The organism is Nonomuraea wenchangensis, from assembly GCF_900111685.1.
In the GTDB taxonomy this organism is placed as follows: Bacteria; Actinomycetota; Actinomycetes; order Streptosporangiales; family Streptosporangiaceae; genus Nonomuraea; species Nonomuraea wenchangensis.
The window spans coordinates 378,960-395,965 of the sequence record NZ_FOHX01000003.1 but is presented as its reverse complement, the minus strand read 5'-3'; the positions used below and the strand labels follow the sequence as shown (position 1 = coordinate 395,965).

General features: G+C 71.4%; 16 protein-coding genes. 4 read left to right on the top strand and 12 right to left on the bottom strand.

Translation table 11 applies throughout. The annotated features are described in order from the left end of the window. Nucleotides 1-6 precede the first annotated feature (6 nt). The 7 genes from htpX to BMW85_RS50905 form a co-directional block, all read right to left on the bottom strand. A complete protein-coding gene (gene htpX, locus BMW85_RS10425) occupies nt 7-858 on the bottom strand; it encodes a zinc metalloprotease HtpX (protein ID WP_091079884.1) in 852 nt (283 codons plus the stop codon). Between the two features lie 102 nt (nt 859-960). Beyond that, nucleotides 961-2,439 carry an NADH-quinone oxidoreductase subunit N gene (locus BMW85_RS10420; RefSeq protein ID WP_091079881.1) on the bottom strand — a complete coding sequence of 493 codons (1,479 nt, stop codon included), beginning with the start codon at nt 2,437-2,439 and terminating at the stop codon, nt 961-963. Further along, a complete protein-coding gene (locus tag BMW85_RS10415) occupies nt 2,436-4,043 on the bottom strand; it encodes a complex I subunit 4 family protein (protein WP_091079879.1) in 1,608 nt (535 codons plus the stop codon). Before BMW85_RS10415 ends, BMW85_RS10420 begins: the two co-directional genes overlap by 4 nt. A gap of 16 nt (nt 4,044-4,059) precedes the next feature. Beyond that, nucleotides 4,060-5,979 carry an NADH-quinone oxidoreductase subunit 5 family protein gene (locus tag BMW85_RS10410; protein ID WP_091079877.1) on the bottom strand — a complete coding sequence of 640 codons (1,920 nt, stop codon included), beginning with the start codon at nt 5,977-5,979 and terminating at the stop codon, nt 4,060-4,062. Further along, the gene (gene nuoK / locus BMW85_RS52500; RefSeq protein WP_091079874.1) at nt 5,976-6,482 is read right to left on the bottom strand and encodes an NADH-quinone oxidoreductase subunit NuoK; all 507 of its coding nucleotides are present in this window, start codon (nt 6,480-6,482) and stop codon (nt 5,976-5,978) included. The genes BMW85_RS10410 and nuoK overlap by 4 nt, the downstream gene beginning before the upstream one ends. Then, complete coding sequence (locus tag BMW85_RS10400; RefSeq protein WP_091079872.1) at nt 6,482-7,153, bottom strand: NADH-quinone oxidoreductase subunit J family protein; 672 nt, start codon at nt 7,151-7,153, stop codon at nt 6,482-6,484. Before BMW85_RS10400 ends, nuoK begins: the two co-directional genes overlap by 1 nt. Then, nucleotides 7,150-8,409 (bottom strand): NuoI/complex I 23 kDa subunit family protein, encoded by a 1,260-nt coding sequence (locus BMW85_RS50905; RefSeq protein ID WP_245774714.1) that lies wholly within the window; start codon nt 8,407-8,409, stop codon nt 7,150-7,152. Before BMW85_RS50905 ends, BMW85_RS10400 begins: the two co-directional genes overlap by 4 nt. Nucleotides 8,410-8,617: 208 nt before the next feature. On the opposite strand from BMW85_RS50905, the gene BMW85_RS10390 reads away from it, so the two are divergent. Beyond that, nucleotides 8,618-9,901 (top strand): serine/threonine-protein kinase, encoded by a 1,284-nt coding sequence (locus BMW85_RS10390; RefSeq protein WP_091079869.1) that lies wholly within the window; start codon nt 8,618-8,620, stop codon nt 9,899-9,901. A gap of 175 nt (nt 9,902-10,076) precedes the next feature. Here the strand turns inward: BMW85_RS10390 and BMW85_RS10385 are convergent, their stop codons facing one another. The 5 genes from BMW85_RS10385 to BMW85_RS10365 form a co-directional block, all read right to left on the bottom strand. Next, nucleotides 10,077-11,024 carry a hypothetical protein gene (locus BMW85_RS10385; protein ID WP_143082195.1) on the bottom strand — a complete coding sequence of 316 codons (948 nt, stop codon included), beginning with the start codon at nt 11,022-11,024 and terminating at the stop codon, nt 10,077-10,079. 137 nt (nt 11,025-11,161) lie between these two features. Continuing rightward, nucleotides 11,162-12,106, bottom strand: a complete 945-nt coding sequence (gene nuoH, locus BMW85_RS10380) for an NADH-quinone oxidoreductase subunit NuoH (protein ID WP_091079864.1) — start codon at nt 12,104-12,106, stop codon at nt 11,162-11,164. 20 nt (nt 12,107-12,126) lie between these two features. Continuing rightward, on the bottom strand, nt 12,127-12,669 hold the full coding sequence (locus BMW85_RS10375; RefSeq protein ID WP_091079862.1) for an NADH-quinone oxidoreductase subunit C: 543 nt from the start codon (nt 12,667-12,669) through the stop codon (nt 12,127-12,129). Beyond that, nucleotides 12,666-13,196, bottom strand: coding sequence for an NADH-quinone oxidoreductase subunit B (locus BMW85_RS10370; protein ID WP_091079859.1), 531 nt, complete (start codon nt 13,194-13,196; stop codon nt 12,666-12,668). Before BMW85_RS10370 ends, BMW85_RS10375 begins: the two co-directional genes overlap by 4 nt. Before the next feature lie 51 nt (nt 13,197-13,247). Next, on the bottom strand, nt 13,248-13,619 hold the full coding sequence (locus tag BMW85_RS10365; RefSeq protein ID WP_091079858.1) for an NADH-quinone oxidoreductase subunit A: 372 nt from the start codon (nt 13,617-13,619) through the stop codon (nt 13,248-13,250). Nucleotides 13,620-13,784: 165 nt separating this feature from the next. Here BMW85_RS10365 and BMW85_RS10360 point away from each other — a divergent pair, with 165 nt between their 5' ends. The 3 genes from BMW85_RS10360 to BMW85_RS10355 all read left to right on the top strand — a co-directional run. Further along, the gene (locus BMW85_RS10360) at nt 13,785-15,359 is read left to right on the top strand and encodes a polysaccharide deacetylase family protein (RefSeq protein ID WP_091079855.1); all 1,575 of its coding nucleotides are present in this window, start codon (nt 13,785-13,787) and stop codon (nt 15,357-15,359) included. A 33-nt stretch (nt 15,360-15,392) separates the two neighbouring features. Then, nucleotides 15,393-15,485 carry a putative leader peptide gene (locus BMW85_RS52495; protein WP_350778063.1) on the top strand — a complete coding sequence of 31 codons (93 nt, stop codon included), beginning with the start codon at nt 15,393-15,395 and terminating at the stop codon, nt 15,483-15,485. Nucleotides 15,486-15,610: 125 nt separating this feature from the next. Then, nucleotides 15,611-17,006: 2-oxoacid:acceptor oxidoreductase subunit alpha (locus tag BMW85_RS10355; protein ID WP_143082237.1), on the top strand; the 1,396-nt coding region annotated here is incomplete at its 3' end.

The window sequence follows — 17,006 nt, the reverse complement described above, 5'->3', positions numbered from 1 at the left end:
GCCCCATCATCGCCGGTATCCGGCCATGCGCTCCAGCCGCGCGACCCGCTCGGACGTGGGCGGATGCGTGGAGAACAGGCGGCCGATGCCGGAGCCGGCGAACGGGTTGGCGATCATCAGGTGGGAGGCGGAGGTCAGGCGGCTGTTCTCGGGGAGCGGCAGCCGGCGGGCGCCCAGCTCGATCTTGCGGAGGGCCGAGGCGAGGGCGAGCGGGTCGCCGGTGAGGCGGGCGCCCGATTCGTCCGCCTGGAACTCGCGGGTGCGGCTGATCGCCATCTGCACCATTCCGGCCGCGACCGGGCCGAGCACCATCATGAGCAGCGCGCCCAGGAAGCCGGGGCCCTCGTCGTCGTCGGAGCCGCCGAAGAAGACCGCGAGGTAGCTGAGCCAGGTGATCATGGTGGCCAGCGCGCCGGCCACGGACGAGAGGAGGATGTCGCGGTTGTAGACGTGCGACAGCTCGTGCCCGATCACGCCGCGCAGCTCGGACTCGTCGAGGAGCTGCGTCAGCCCGTACGTGACGCAGACCGCCGCCTGCCGCGGGCTGCGGCCGGTCGCGAACGCGTTGGGCTGCACGGTCGGCGAGATGTAGAGCCGCGGCATCGGCTGCCGGGCCTGCGTGCTCAGCTCGCGGACGATCCGGTAGAGGGTGGGGTGCTCGACCTCGCTGACGGGCCTGGCCCGCATGGCCGACAGCGCGATCCGGTCGGAGAAGAAATAGGCGACGCCGTTGCCCACCAGGGCGAGAACGAACGCGATCTGGACACCGGCGCCACCGCCCAACCACGCGCCCACCAGCAGGATCAGCGCCGACATGCCGCCCAGCAGGACGGCTGTGCGCAGACCGTTGTGGTGCAAGGCTCCCCCTTCGTGCTCTGGGTTCACCACCTCCAACGAAGACGACCCGGCTCTTCGTTCCCCGGCGTGCTCAGCCGAGGGCGGAGCGCGACCCCGCGAGCCTCACAACCCGGTCAGGTCGAGGACGAGCTGCGGGGCGAGCGAGAACACGATCGCGACCGCCACCGCCAGGCCCATCGCGGGCCAGAGCGCGGGTGCGGCGCGGAGGGTGAGCGAGCGCGCGGCCGGGGTGAACAGGCGGGCGGCCCACACCGCGTAGTAGTAGAGCCCGATCACCGTGTTGACCGCCATGACCAGCGCCAGCCAGCCCAGCCCGCCCTCGACGATCGCCCGGAACACGAACACCTTGGCGAACAGCCCCGCGAGGCCCGGCGGCAGCCCCGCCAGGCAGACCAGGCAGAACGCGAGCGCGAGACCCGCCGCCGGGCTGCGGAAGGCGAGGCCGCGGTAGTCGTCGAGCTCGTTGCGCCCGGCTGTCCTGGCTACCAGCAGGACGACGGCGAAGGCGCCGAGGTTCATGGCCGCGTAGATGACGAGGTAGGCGACGGACGCGCCGACGGCCGCCTGCGCCCCGATCGTCCCGGTGACGGCGAGCGGGGCCAGGACGTAGCCGGACTGGGCGACGGAGGACCAGGCCAGCAGGCGTACGGCGGAGCGCTGGCGCAGGGCCAGCAGGTTGCCCGCCGTCATGGTCAACGCCGAGAGGATCGCCACGACGGGGCCCCAGGTGCCGGCCTGCCCGGGGAGCGCTGTGGCGAGGACCAGGATGAGCCCGGCGAACCCGGACGCCTTCGACACCACTGACAGCAACGCGGCCACCGGGACCGGGGCGCCCTGGTAGACGTCGGCCGCCCAGGCGTGGAACGGCACCGCGGCGATCTTGAAGCCGAACCCGGCGACGACGAGCACGATCCCGACCGTGACGACCGGCACCCCGGTCACAGCCTGGACCTGCGCGGCCAGGCCGGACAGGTGGACGGTGCCGGTCATCCCGTACAGAAGGGACACCCCGAACAACATGACCGCCGTGGACACCACGGACACGACGAACAACTTCACCGCGGCCTCGGAGGCGCGGCCGTCGTAGCGTTTCAGCGCGGTGAGGGCGAAGACCGGCAACGAGACGAGTTCGAGCGCGACCACGAGCATGACCAGGTCGCGGGAGGCGGGCAGGGTCACCGCGCCCACGAGGGTGCACAGCAGGAGGAAGTGCCACTCCCCTGCCGGGATGCCGCCGTCGGCCAGCTCGGTCATCGACATCAGCACGATCACCACGGCGGAGGCCAGCACCAGGCCAGCGAGGACCAGCGTGAAGCCGTCCACGACATACGAGCACGGGGCCGGGCCTCCTGACCCGGCCAGGGCGGGCGGGACGCAGAACGTGCCGAGGGTCCGGCCCGTCATCGCCTGCGCGAGGACGAAGCCCAGGGACACCAGCACGCCGGCCAACGTGACCAGGCCCAGCGCGGCCCGCGTACGGGGGCGATGCGGCAGGAACACGTCCAGCAGGAGCACCAGGGCGGCCGTGAGGGCGAGCGCGAGCGGCGGCGCGATCGCGAAGTAGTCGATCTGCTGGCTCATGGCAGGGCTCCCAGCAGGGTGTGGACGGCCGGGGTGGTGAGGGAGAGCAGGAGGCCCGGCCAGAGTCCGAACAGCAGGATGAGGGCCACGAGCGGGGTCCAGGCGAGCAACTCGTACGGCCGGACGTCACGGTGCGCGAGGGTGGCGACGGGCCGGGCGGCGAGACTCTCCACGACCCGGGGCTCGGCCACGGCCTCGGCCTCAGCTTCGGCGGGGAGTGGCGGCGGCCGGCCGTGGGTGACGCGGGAGAGCATGACCAGGAAGTACGCGGCCGTCAGCACCGCGCCCAGCCCGCCGATCACCATGTAGGTCAGGAACAGCCCGCGCGGCAGCCCGTCCGCCGGCCGGAACGCGCCGAGCAGCGCCAGCATCTCCCCCCAGAACCCGGCCAGCCCCGGCAGCCCGAGCGAGGCGACCGCGGCGAACGTCAGCACCGACCCCAGGCGCGGCAGCGTGGCCAGCAGGCCGCCGCCGAGCGCCGTCATGTCGGCCGTGTGGTAGCGGTCCTTGATCGCGCCGGCCAGGAAGAACAGCAGGCCGGTGATCAGGCCGTGGGCGACGTTCGCGAAGAGTGCGCCGTTGATGCCGGTGGGCGTGAGCGTGGCGAAGCCCAGCAGGACGAAGCCCATGTGACCGACCGAGGAGTAGGCGATCATGCGTTTGAGGTCGCGCTGGGCCAGGCAGGCGAGAGAGCCGTACACGATGCCGACCACGGCCAACGCGCCCAGCCACGGCGCGACGGCCAGCGCGCCCTCGGGCAGGACGGGGATGGCGATCCTGGCGAAGCCGTACGTGCCCATCTTGAGCAGCACGCCGGCCAGCAGCACCGAGCCCGTCGTGGGCGCCTCGGTGTGCGCGTCGGGCAGCCAGGTGTGCAGCGGCCACATGGGGGTCTTGACGGCCAGGCCGATCCCGATCGCCACGAACGCGAGGATCTGCACCGATCTGGCCATCCCGCTGCCGTGGGCCGCGGCCAGCGCCTCGATGTCGAACGTGCCGGTCTGCGCCCAGATCAGCAGCAGGCCGAGCAGCATCACGACCGAGCCGAGCAGGGTGTAGAGGATGAACTTGATCGACGCGGCCCGCCGGCCCTCGCCGCCCCAGATGCCGATCAGGAAGTACATCGGGACGAGCACGATCTCGAAGAAGACGAAGAAGAGCAGCAGGTCGAGGGCGAGGAATGTGCCGATCATGCCGACTTCGAGCACCAGCAACGTGAACACCAGCGCCCGCGGCCGGGCACGCAGGAACTCGCCGGCGCGGGCGCGCCCCCAGGACAGGTAACCGAAGCACAGGAACGTCAGCAGCGCCGTCAACGCGACCAGCGGCAACGAGATCCCGTCGATCCCCAGGTGGAGGCGTAGACCGAGGCCGGGGATCCACGGCACGTCCAGCTCGAACTGCGGGCTCGCCGGCCGCTCGTAGTCGAACGTCGCCACCAGCAGCGCGGCCAGCGCCAGCGTCACACCCGACAGGACCAGCCCGTACGCGCGCAGCACCGGGCGGAGGACGTGCGGGAGTACGACGAGGCCGAGCGCCCCGAGCAGCGGCACGGCCAACAACGCGACCGGCAGCGCGACTGGCAGCCATCCCGTCCCGGTCATGCGAACACCACCCCGGTCACGTGAACACCACCGCCCCCACCGCGATCAGCAGGACACCCGCGAGCAGGCCGCTCACGTAGAGCTGGACGTTGCCGTTCTGGGCCAGGCGCAGCACACCCGCCAGGCCGCGCACCGTACGGCCGGAGCCGCGCACCGCGCCGTCCACGACCGTGTCGTCCGTCCGCACCACCAGCCTGGCGAGGGCCAGGACCGGGCGGACGAACAGCGCGGCGTAACCCCGGTCGACGTAGAACGCCTGCTCGCAGGGCGCCCGCAGCGGGCCGAGCAGGCGGGCCGGGTCGGCGAGCGGGTCCATGCGCCAGAACGCGTAGACCGCTCCGGCGCCCAGCAGCGCGAGCACCACGCCGACGGCCGCCACGCCGACCTCCATGTGCAGCCCGCCGGCCAGGCCCAGCAGGAGGGCGGGCACGGCGAGGAGGACGACGGGGACGAGCATCGTCCTCGGGGCCTCGGTGACGTCCACGACGTGGGCCGTGCCCGGCGGCGGCTCGGGCAGCGGCACCGGCACCGCCCTGGCTCGGCCGAAGAACGTGCGCAGCCAGGCCCTGGTCGCGTACGCGCCCGTGACGGCCACCGTGGCGAGCGCGCAGCCGTACAGCAGCAGGGCCGCGGCGTCGGTGAGCGTGCCGGCGGTCACGGCGTCGTCCATGGCGGCGATTACCGCGTCCTTGCTGAAGAAGCCGCTGGCCGGCGGGATGCCCATGAGGGCGGCCAGGCCGATCGTCATCGTCGTGAACGTGATCGGCAGCTCGCGGCGCAGGCCGCCCATCCGGGTCATGAGGTTGGAGCCGACGTGGTGGATCACCACGCCCGCGCAGAGGAACAGCAGCGCCTTGAACGCGCCGTGCGTCACCAGATGGAAGATCGCCGCCGTGTCGGAGCCCGCCGCGAGGCCGCCCGCCATGTAAGCGAGCTGGCTGACCGTGGAGTAGGCGAGCACGCGTTTGAGGTCGTCCTGGGCCAGGGCGGCGAGGGCCGCGCCCAGCATGCCGACGGCGGCCAGCACCGCCAGCACGTCCATCGTCGGCGGCGCGGCGAGGAAGGCGGGGAAGAGCCTCGCCACGATGAAGATGCCGGCGGCGACCATGGTGGCGGCGTGGATGAGGGCGCTGATCGGCGTCGGGCCCGCCATCGCGTCGGGGAGCCAGGTGTGCAGCGGGACCTGGGCGCTCTTGCCCGCCACGCCCGCCAGCAGGAGCAGCGTGGCGGTCACGAGCGTCGCCTGGGACATCTCCGGCACCTTCGCCAGGACGTCGGCGACGCGGAAACTGCCCGCGGCCGAGCCCAGCACGAAGATGCCGAACAGGAAGCCGACGTCGCCGAGCCGGGTCACGAGGAACGCCTTCACCGCGGCCCGCGAGTTGCCTCTGTCCTCCCACCAGTGGCCGATGAGGAGGTAGGAGCAGAGGCCCATGATCTCCCAGCCGACGTACAGGACCAGGAGGTCGCCCGCGTAGACCACCAGGAGCATCGCGCTGGTGAACAGGCTGATGAACGCGCTGTAGGAGGGGTAGCGGGGGTCGTCGGCGAGGTAGCCGACCGAGTAGACCTGGACGGCCAGGGCCACGAGGGTGACCAGGACGCCGAGGAGGGCGGACAGGTTGTCGGCCTGGAGGGTCAGCGAGATCGGGATGCCGCCGGTGATGATCGTGCCGTAGGTGTGACCGGTCGGCGCGCCCGAGCCCGTGTTGTTGAGGAAGGCGAACCCTCGGTCCCAGGCGAGCCAGGCGGCCAGGGCGGCGGAGACGGCGGTGGGGATGATCGCGATCCAGGCGGCCCGGGTGCCGGCCTGCCTGTCGGCCGCCCTGGCACCGGACGATGCGGGCGGGGGGCGATGCGGCCGGCGGCTGAGCAGCAGGCCCGCGAAGGCGGCGACGAAGGGCAACAGGACGGCCATCAGCGGGAACGTCGTCACGGCGTGCCCCTCTCTCGCCGGACAGCCTGCCCGCCCCCGCCGCCCCCTTCAGCCTGGGCTTCTCCTCCTCCTGCCGTTCGGCGCTCCTCCGCCGCTCCCTGAGGCACGGCGACGTTGACCGGCTGCGGCGACTCCCGGGCCGTGCCGGTGAGGCCGCCCGCCCCTAAATCTTCCTGTTCGGGACCGGTGGCGGTCGCGGGCTCGGCCAGGGCGCGGAGGTGGTCGAGATCGACCGTACGGCGGTTGCGGTAGAGCGCCAGGACGATGGCCAGGCCCAGCCCGACCTCGGCCGCCGCGATCACGATCACGAAGAGGGTGAGGACCTGACCACTGTGCAGGCGATCCGCCAGCCAGACGTCGAACGCGACCAGATTGAGGCTGACGGCGTTGAGCATCAGCTCGACCGACATGAGCACGAGGATCGTGTTGCGGCGGGCCAGCACGCCGTAGACACCGATCGAGAACAACAGCGCGGAGACGACCGCCGGATAGACGATGTGCACTAGTGGCCCCCGCTCGTCTGGTCGGATGGGCGGTCAGGTGGCGCGGGGTCGCCTCTGGCAGGCGGATCGGCCCTGCCGGTGGCCGGGCCTGTCGGGGGCGCCGGGCCCGTCGGCGGTGCCGGGCCCATCGGTGGCGAACCGCCTGGAATGTCCGTACGGGACAGGACGATCGCGCCGATCAGCGCGGCGAGCAGGAGGACGGACAGCGCCTCGAACGGGAGCACCCACGTGGCGAAGATGCTCGCACCCAGCTCCTTCGCCGCGCCGGCGCCGGGATCGAGCGGGGTGTAGGCCGTACGGAAGCCGTCGATGACGACCGTGACCAGGATGGCCGCGGTGGCGAGCGCGACCACGGCCGAGACGACGCGGTTGCCGCTGTCGAGGTCGGCGGAGCGGCCGATCGGGGCGCGCGTGAGCATGATGCCGAACAGCAGCAGCACCACGATCGCGCCCACATAGATGAGCACCTGCACCCAGGCCACGAACTCGGCCGTCAGCACGAGATAGCAGCCCGCCAGTGCGCCGAAGCAGACCACGAGCCAGAGGGCGGCATGGACCAGTTGCCTGGTCGTGACAACGAGCAGCGCCGATCCGACCGCTACCGCGCCCAGCAGCAAGAAGACGACTTCTTGCCCTGTGGGTGACAGGTAGGAGGGCACCGCCTCGGTCACGACTCCTCCTCGGGCTCCTTCGGCTCGTCAGGGCCGAGCCTGCCGGGTGGTCGGATGGACCGGGGGTCGGCCATCCGGCGCCGGCGCGGGCTCGGAGCAGCAGTCTGCTCCTCCGGATCGGGCTTCGATCGCGTCTCGCCCGAACCTGTGGACAACTCTTCTTCGGTCGGACCGCCTGTGGATGACGGCTCGCCGGTGGGCTGGGGTCCCTGGGGCTCCTCGTCGCCTCCTTCCGCCGCCGTGCGGCGAGCAGGCGGAGCGGCAGGTCGGGGCGGAGCCTCGGCAGGGGAAGTGCCTGAGGACGACGGGGCGGCAGCAGCTTTGGCGGCGGACGCGTCGTCGGCTCGGGTGGCGGGGGTATCGCCCGCGGGGCGGGCTGGGAGGGTGCCGGGCGGGCGGATGCCCCGCACGTTGGACATGGCGCGGCGGGGGCGTTGGGGCCTGCCCGGGGTGCCTGCCTCCGCCTCCTGGCCTTGGCGGCCGGGCTCGGGGCCCGGAGCCGGAGCGGCTGTGGGCGGCTGGGCAGCGGTGGGCGACTGCGGGCCTTCCACGCCTGCGGTGCCTGTGCCGCCGGTGCCCGTGCCACCAGTGCTTGTGCCGCCGGTACCCGCGTCCGGCTGCTGGGGCGGGGCCGTTTCGGCGTGTAGGGCGCCGGAGGGAGCTTCGGGAGTGACGGCGGGCGGTGGTGTCGCCGGGCCGGGAGAGGGAGCGGGCGTGTCGGTGGGTGTGGGCGGGTGTGACGTCTTCGCGGCGCGCGATTCGCGGGCGGGGCGGTCGGCAGGGGTGGGGGTGCCTGGGGTGGCTCGGCCGGCGGGGCGGCGGGGAGCGGCCGTGAGCTCCTTCGGGGGTTCGGCGCCCGGGTCGTGGGACGGCGGCGGCGGTACGGTCTGCGACCAGGTGCTCAGCCGGTCCTTCTCGTGCAGGAGGTTGCGGATGTCACCCTCGGCGTACTCGAACTCCGGCGACCAGAACAGCGCGTCGAAGGGGCAGACCTCGATGCAGATGCCGCAGTACATGCACAGGGCGAAGTCGATGGCGAACCGGTCGAGGACGTTGCGCTGGCGCGGGCGGCCGCCTTCGGGAGCCGGGACGGTCTCTTTGTGGGAGTCGATGTAGATGCACCAGTCCGGGCATTCCCGGGCACACAGCATGCAAGAGGTGCAATTCTCCTCAACCAGGGCGATGACGCCTCGGCTGCGGGGCGGGAGGGCGGGCTTGACCTCGGGGTATTGCTGCGTCACGGATTTGCGCAGCATGTGGCGAAGGGTGATGGACAGTCCCTTCACCAGTCCCACTCCTGGTACTCGCCCCATGTTCAACATCATGGCGCAAGTGGGCGCGCACGTGAATGAGCGGGGGCGTTGTCCACAGGTTTTCCACAGCCATCCACAGAATGAGGGGTGGTTATCCACAAGCTGAGCGCATGCCCGGTATGAACCACGACGGGGCGATAGTCTTCCCGCCATGCAGCACAGCCAAGCAGTCCGTCCGAGCGGAGGGGCGTGGGCGGCCGCCGTCGTGTGGGCCTGCCTGCCTCTGTTCACGTGCGGGCTGGCGACCCCGTTCACCATCGGGTTCGCCGCATACTGGCTGCGGAGTGCCCTCCAGGCCGTCGCCGCCTCGGTTTACCTCGTCTGCATCGGCTCCTTCGTGATCGGCGCGCTCTCGTACGACAACATCGAGGACATCCCGCAGCCGCTCGAGTTCCTGGTGTCGCTGGGGCTGGTCGTGGCGTGGTTCGGCGGCGTCGTCCATTCGGCGGTGCTGGTGCCGAGGATGGTCCGGGCGCGGCTGCGTCCACCGATGTATCCGCCCCTGCATCAGCGTCCGACGCAGGTGTCCCCTATGGGCGGTCAGCGGCACATGCCGGTCATGGGAGATCAACGGCACGTTCCGGGCATGGGCGGCCAGCACCCGACGCCGCCGCCCATGAACGTTCAGCAGCGCGGCACCGAGCCCACCCACCAGCGCCGGCCCGGCGAGCCCGAGTGGATCGGGCACTATCGGGTTCTCAGGTCGCTCGGGCGGGGCGGGCAGGGAGCGGTCTACCTCGCGGCGGCGCCCAACGGGACGCGGGTCGCCGTCAAGGTGCTGCACGACCTTGTGGACGAGACGGCACGGGCCAGGTTCGCCCGTGAGGTCGAGGCGGCACGGCGGGTGGCGACGTTCTCCACGGCCCGGGTCCTGGACGTCGACATCAGCGGGCGGTTCCCCTACATCGTGAGCGAGTTCGTGGACGGGCCCTCGCTGGAGCAGCTGGTCAAGAAGCACGGGCCCCGGGACGAGGACGGGCTGACGCGGCTGGCGTTATCCACAGCCGGTGCGCTGGCGGCCATCCACAAGGCGGGCGTCGTCCACAGGGACTTCAAGCCGAGCAACGTGCTCATCGGGCCGGACGGGCCACGGGTGATCGACTTCGGCATCGCGCGCGGGCTCGACCAGGTGACGCTGACGGCCGGGAAGATGGTGGGGACACCGCCCTACATGTCGCCGGAGCAGCTCACGGGCGAGGCCGTGGGGCCGGCCTCGGACGTCTTCAGCTGGGCGGTGACGATGATGTTCGCGGCCACGGGGCGGCCGGCGTTCGGGGAGGACACGGTGCCGGCGGTGTTCAACCGGGTGCTCACGGTCCACCCGGATCTGTCGCCGCTTCCGCCGGGGTTGCGGGGGATCGTGGGGTCGTGCCTCAACAAGCGGCCGGACGAACGGCCGTCGGCTTCGGATGTGATGCTGGCCATCATCGCCTGAAGGCGGCCGGGGTCGGCTCAAGCTGGGGTCGGCTCAAGCTGGGGTCGGCTCAAGCTGGGGGCGGCCCAAGCTGGGGGCGGCCCAAGCTGGGGGCGGCCCAAGCTGGGGGCGGCCCAAGCTGGGGGCGGGGGCGGGGGCGACGGACCCAGAGCGGGGCCGGTGTCAGGGGCCGGCATCAGGGGGTGCCGGAGTTGGTGGATTTGGCGAGGGTTTTGTACTCGTCGTGCGTCAACCCGTGCACGGCCAGCGTCAGGTCGTTGCGCTTGGCGAAGCGGTCGAGGTCGGTCGTCGGCCACGGGCCGGGCAGGTGGTGGAGGGCCTTGCCGAGGCTGTCCAGGATGAACAGGCCGGTCAGGTCCTCGTGGCGGTAGAGGAGCAGCCCATTGGCCTGGCCGGGCGCGCGGCCCCGGCGCAGGGTGGCGAGGGTCTGCCCGCCCCCGGCGACCTCCAGGGTGCTCGGCTGCCGGCCCACCAGGTACGGCCCCGACGGCGGGCCGACGATCGAGCCCTGCCCCACCCGCCGGCGGTGCAGCCGCCCGGTGATGGGACGCATCACCAGGAGGAGCGGGCTGAAGAAGGCGAGGAACAGCCACTTCACCTCCAGCAGCTCGACGAGGATCCGGCCCAGGGTGGACACACCGCGCCAGGCGAACCACATCCCGTTGACGGCCAGGATCGTCATCACGGCCAGGCCGGCCACTCCCGCGCCGACGACCGCGACCTTGTGCCCCATCGTGAACCGGCGGCGGCGGGGCAGGCCGGATAAGCGCCGCCAGCCGGGGGCGCGGGCCGCGAGGTTCGCGCCGATGTGGGCGGGGCTCTGGTAGCGGCTCCCCGACACCGGGATCCCCGCCTGCGCGGCGAACTCCTTCAGGCTGGGGGCGTGCCAGCCGCCGGGCAGGTCGAGCAGGACGAGGCCGTCGGCGTCCAGGGCGGCCACGCCATAAAGCTTCTCGGAGCCGGGGCGCTCGTAGTGGTAGAGGTAGAGAGTGGCGGGCCTGACCTGGACCGTCTCGCCGGAGGCGCGGTCGGTGACGGTCAGGGTGCCCGCGTCGGCGGTCATCGAGAGTCGGGGACGCCTGCTCCTGGCTGTCGCGCCGGTCGCCGGGATGAGTTCGCGCACCTCGCCGCCACCCCCTGAGCCGTCTTGTGCCGGCCCGTGAGCCGTGCACGTCAATGATCGTCGGGGGCGGTTTCACCCCCCAGTCCAGCTCGTTCGTCCTCTTTTCAGGATGGTACGTCCGAAAGCGGCGGAAGGCTTCAGAGCAGGACCTTCACCACTCCGGTCAGGGCGAGCTGTCCCAACGCCAGCGGCACCAGCACCACCCACGCGAGCTTCTGCAACTGGTCCTCACGCAGCCGCGGATACGTCACCCGCAGCCAGATCACCACGAACGCCAGCGCGAACACCTTCAGCAGCGTCCACAGCCACCCCGGCAGGAACGGCCCGTGCCAGCCGCCCAGGAACAGCACGGCGGTCAGGAACGACAGCACGACGATCCCGGCGTACTCGGCCAGCATGAACAGCGCGAAGCGCATGCCGGTGTACTCGGTCATCGGCCCCATGATGATCTCGGACTCGGCGATCGGCATGTCGAACGGCGGCCGGCGCAGCTCGGCCAGCCCGGCCACGAAGAACACCACGCCCCCGACCGCCTGCCACGGCAGCCACCACCACTGCCACGCCTCGACGATGCCGGGGATCGACAGCGTGCCGGCGGCCATCGCGACCGAGGAGGCGGCGAGGACCAGCGGCAGCTCGTACGACATGAGCTGGGCGGCGGCGCGCATGCCGCCGAGCACGGAGTACTTGTTCGCCGACGCCCAGCCCGCCATGATCGCGCCCAGCACGCCGACGCCCATGACCGCCAGCACGAAGAACAGCCCGAGGTCGAGGTCCACGGCCACGAAGTCGCGGTCGAAGGGGATGACGACGAGCACGACCAGGTACGGCACCAGCGCCACCCCGGGCGCGATCATGAAGACGCGGCGGTCGGCCGCGGCCGGGATGACGTCCTCCTTCTGGGCGAACTTCACCCCGTCGGCGATGAGCTGCGCCCAGCCGTGGAAGCCGCCGGCGTACATGGGGCCGAGGCGCGACTGCATGTGGGCCATGACCTTGTGCTCGGTCTGCCCGACGATGAGCGGCAGCACCAGGAACACGACGATGATGACGGCGAAGCTCAACACCACGTGCAGCAGCATCGGGCGGCTCCCAGCGGGGGTCAGGTGGGCGGCGTGCCCCAATCGGCGGGTACGCCCGGCGGCAGGGTCTTACGGCGGCTCGGTGCGCCGTGGCCGGACTCCCCCGGCTCCTTCGCGCCGGGCCACGCCTTGGCGACGCGGGCGGCGAGGACGAAGTCCTTGCGCAGCGGATGGCCCTCGAAGCCGTCGGGCAGGAGCAGCGGCACGAGGTTGGGGTGGCCCTCGAAGACGACGCCGAACATCTCGTACGTCTCGCGCTCGTGCCAGTCGGCCCCCCGGTAGACGCCGACGGCGCTCGGCAGGCGGGGGTCGGCGCGCGGGACGGAGGTGCGCAGCAGCAGGCGTTCGTGGGCGGCCGGGTTGTAGACGTGGGCGACGATCACGAAGGTGTCGGGCGGCTCGTCGACGCCGGTCAGCCAGTCGAAGAAGACGTGGCCGAGGTCGTCGCGGGCGAAGGTGAGCAGTTCGATCCAGTCGGCGGGGGCGACGTCGACGGTGAGCTCGCCGTAGGACTCGGTGCTGGTCGCCCGATCGCCGAAACGGCGGGCGAGAAGATCGCTCACGCCTCCTCCCCGTGGGACCTGGACCACACGTAGCGGTCGCTCAGCCGTTCGCCGGCGATCTTCTCCTGCAGCTTCATGATGCCGTGGAGCAGGGCCTCGGGGCGGGGCGGGCAACCGGGGACGTAGACGTCGACGGGGATGATCTGGTCGACGCCGTTCGTCACGCAGTAGGAGTCCCAGTAGGGCCCGCCGGAGTTGGAGCAGGCGCCGAACGAGATGACGTATTTGGGGTCGGGCATCTGCTCGTAGAGACGCTTGACGGCGGGCGCCATCTTGTCGGTGACCGTGCCCGAGACGATCATTAGGTCGGCCTGGCGCGGCCCGTTGGCGAACGGGATGACCCCGAACCTGATGAAATCGTGCCGGCTCATGGAGGTGGCGATGAACTCGATGGCGCAGCACGCCAGCCCGAAGTTGAACACCCACAGGGAGTAGCGGCGGCCCCAGTTGAGCACGAAGCGCATCGGCTTGGGCGCCAGCCGCGAGACCGGGCCCACGGTGGGCATCGGGAGATCCGTCGCTGCCATGTCATCCATTCTCGCGCGGATCGACCGCGCCGCAAAGGTGACCCCGGGACTTCAGGTCCAGGTGAGGACGCGTTTGCGCCAGGCGTAGACGATGCCGAGCGCGATGAAGCCGAGGAAGACGAACATCTCGGCGAGCGTCGTCAGCCCGTAGCCGGGCGCGTCGAAGACCGTGGCCCAGGGGAAGAGGAAGACGGCGTCCACGGCGAAGACGACGTAGAGGTAGGTGAAGACGTAGTAGCGGACCTGCGACTGCGCCCAGCCCTCGCCGACGGGGTCCACCCCGCACTCGTACGTGGTCAGCTTCTCGGGCGTGGGACGGGTCGGGCGGAGCAGGCGGTTGGCCATGAGGGCCCCCGCCACGATGGCGACGCCGATGGCGAACAGCGCGGCGACCAGCACGTACGACCCGAAATAGCCGTCCATATCGCGATCGTAGCCCGCCGCGTCCGCGGAACCCAGGGCCCTCGTCCACGGAACTCAGGGCCCGCGTCCGTCAGAAGGCCGGCTAAACCCAAGACCCGTCAAAGTCCCCGCCACTTCCCTACAAATCACCCCAAAGAGGATGATCAGCACCATAGTGTGACACTCATGCACAACAAGCGGTTCGTCCTCGGAATCGCTCTGCTGGCCCTCTCGACCGGCGGATGCGGCCTCGCCGCCGCCGCCGGCCCCGAGCGGAACGTCCTGGTCCCGGCAGAGCCGACGCTGATCGACTTCGTCGACCCGGCGGCCGTCCCCGGCCTGTCCGCCGAGACGCTCACCGAGGGCCACGCCTCCCGCGGACCGCGCTACGTGCACATCACCTATCCCGCGCTGGCCGGCGCGCCCGCGCTCGCGCAGACGCTGCGCGAGCAGGCGCGGCGGCAGCTTCACGACTTCCGTACGCGGACCGGCGACGAGATCTCCGAGCCGCGGCCCGAGCTGAACGTCGAATGGCAGCTCGCCGCCGCTTCCCCCGAGGCGGTCGCGGTGCGGCTGCGCACCGGCGAGTTCACGGGCGCGCGCTGGGAGAACTCCACCCGCACCCTCTGGTACGACCCCCGCTCCGGCAGGACCACCGGCTCCACCGCCCTGCTCGCCGGCGACGACGCCAGGCGGCGGCTGGTGACGCTGGTCAAGGAGCAGCTCAAGGACCGCGGCGCGCAGGTCGAGCGGGACGCGGTCACGGCCGACGACGACCAGTTCGACTCGATGGCCTTCAACCGCGCGGGGGACCTGGTGGTCGAGTTCGACGACTGCCAGCTGACGCCGTGCGGGCTCGGCCGGCTCGCCGTGGCCGTGCCCGCGGGGCGGGCGGCTCCGCTGCTGTCGGAGCTCGGCCACCGGGCCCAGCAGGCGACCCTCGACGGCACCGCCCACAGCGGCCGCGCCACCGGCACCGCGCCACTGACCGCCACCGCAGCTGGTGACGGGCCGGACAGCCCGCGGAACGACACGCCCGGCAGCACACCCGACAACACCTCCGGCGGGCCGTTCGCCGCGCCGCCGCGTTCCCCCGCCGCCAGCAGCCGCGCCGGCACCGTCGACTGCGCCGCCACCAAGTGCGTGGCCCTGACCTTCGACGACGGCCCCGGCCCCCACACCGCCGAGCTCCTGGACAGCCTGAAGCGCGAGGACGCCCGCGCGACCTTCTTCGTCGTCGGCGGCAACGCGGCCGCCCAGCCGGACCTGCTGCGCCGCATGAGCGACGAGGGCCACCTCGTCGGCAACCACAGCTGGTCGCACACGGACCTGTCGAAGCCGGGCACCGCCAAGATCGCCGACTCGCTGGAGCGCACCCGTGACGTGGTGGCCGCGGCCATCGGCCAGGCCCCGACGCTGGTCCGGCCGCCGTACGGGGCCGTGAGCGGGACGCTGCGCAACGTGGCGAGGGAGCAGGGCTTCCCGCTGGTGACCTGGGACGTGGACGCCTTCGACCAGCAGGGCGGCGCGACCCAGGACATCGTGGACAGAAGCGTGCGCGGCGCGCATCCGGGTGCGATCATTCTGTTGCACGACATCCACCAGGAGTCCGTGGCCGCGGTCCCGGACATCGTCAAGCGGCTGCGCGGGAAGGGTTACACCTTCGTCACCGTTCCAGAGTTGTACGGAGCTGCCGGCATGCAGGCCGGACGCCTGTACAGGTCAGGGAGTGAGCCGTCACGCAAGCAGCCCCTGAATTAGGCCATGTGTCGGAGGGACGTATAGTTGGCGCTCGTGACCCGTACCGTCCTGTTCGCCCGCCTGCATGTCGACCTCTGCAGGCTCGCGTCCGGGCTGTGTCGTCGACGTTCTCCGATCTCACCCTGACTCCCACCGCGTTTACCCGCGTTCAGCGGCTTGCAAACGCGTGACCCTTTCGAGGATCTAGCATGGAAACAGAGAACGCGCCCAATGCAACCGCGCCCCGGCGCGTCGAGGAGGACTGAGCGGCTGTGGCAAAGCAGGTCCAGCAACTCGACCGCGTGATCATCCGGTTCGCCGGCGACTCCGGCGACGGCATGCAGCTCACCGGCGACCGATTCACGGCGGGCACGGCGGAGTTCGGCAACGACTTGTCGACGCTGCCCAACTTCCCGGCCGAGATCCGCGCCCCGCAGGGGACCCTTCCCGGCGTGTCGAGCTTCCAGCTCCACTTCGCCGACCACGACATCCTCACCCCCGGCGACGCACCCAACGTGCTGGTCGCGATGAACCCCGCGGCGCTCAAGGCCAACCTCGGCGACCTGCCGCGAGGCGCGGACATCATCGCCAACACCGACGAGTTCACCAAGCGCAACCTCCAGAAGGTCGGCTACGCGACCAACCCGCTGGAGGACGACTCGCTGGCCGAGTGGCGGGTGCACGCGGTCCCGCTGACCTCGCTCACGGTCAAGGCGCTCGAAGGCTTCGACCTGTCCAAGAAGGACGCCGAGCGCTCCAAGAACATGTTCGCCCTCGGCCTGCTGAGCTGGCTCTACCACCGGCCGACCGAGCACACGATCAAGTTCCTGGAGAACAAGTTCGCCAAGAAGCCCGAGATCGCCAAGGCCAACATCGCGGCCTTCCAGGCGGGCTGGAACTACGGCGAGACCACCGAGTCGTTCTCGGTCTCCTACGAGGTCAAGCCGGCCCGTCTCGCGCCCGGCGTCTATCGCAACATCTCCGGCAACCAGGCTCTCGCCTACGGCCTGATCGCGGCGAGCGTGCAGGCGAAGCTGCCGCTGTTCCTGGGCTCCTACCCGATCACGCCGGCCTCCGACATCCTGCACGAGCTGTCCAAGCACAAGCGGTTCGGCATCCGTACCTTCCAGGCGGAGGACGAGATCGCCGGCGTCGGCGCGGCGCTCGGGGCCGCGTTCGGCGGCGCGCTCGGCGTGACCACGACCTCCGGCCCGGGTGTGGCGCTGAAGGCCGAGACGGTCGGTCTGGCGGTCACCACCGAGCTGCCGCTGATCATCGTGGACGTGCAGCGGGCCGGGCCGAGCACCGGCATGCCGACCAAGACCGAGCAGACCGACCTGCTGATGGCGCTGTACGGCCGCAACGGCGAGTCCCCGGTGCCGGTCGTGGCGCCGATGTCGCCGAGCGACTGCTTCGACGCCGCCATCGAGGCGGCCAGGATCGCGGTCAAGTACCGCACCCCGGTCATGCTGCTCTCCGACGGCTACCTCGCCAACGGCTCCGAGCCGTGGCGGCTGCCGGAGGTGTCCGACCTGCCGGACATCTCGCAGGAGTTCACCACCGCCCCCAACGGCGAGGACGGCACGTTCCTGCCGTTCAAGCGGGACACCGAGACCCTGGCCCGGCCGTGGGCGATCCCCGGCACCGCCGGGCTGGAGCACCGGATCG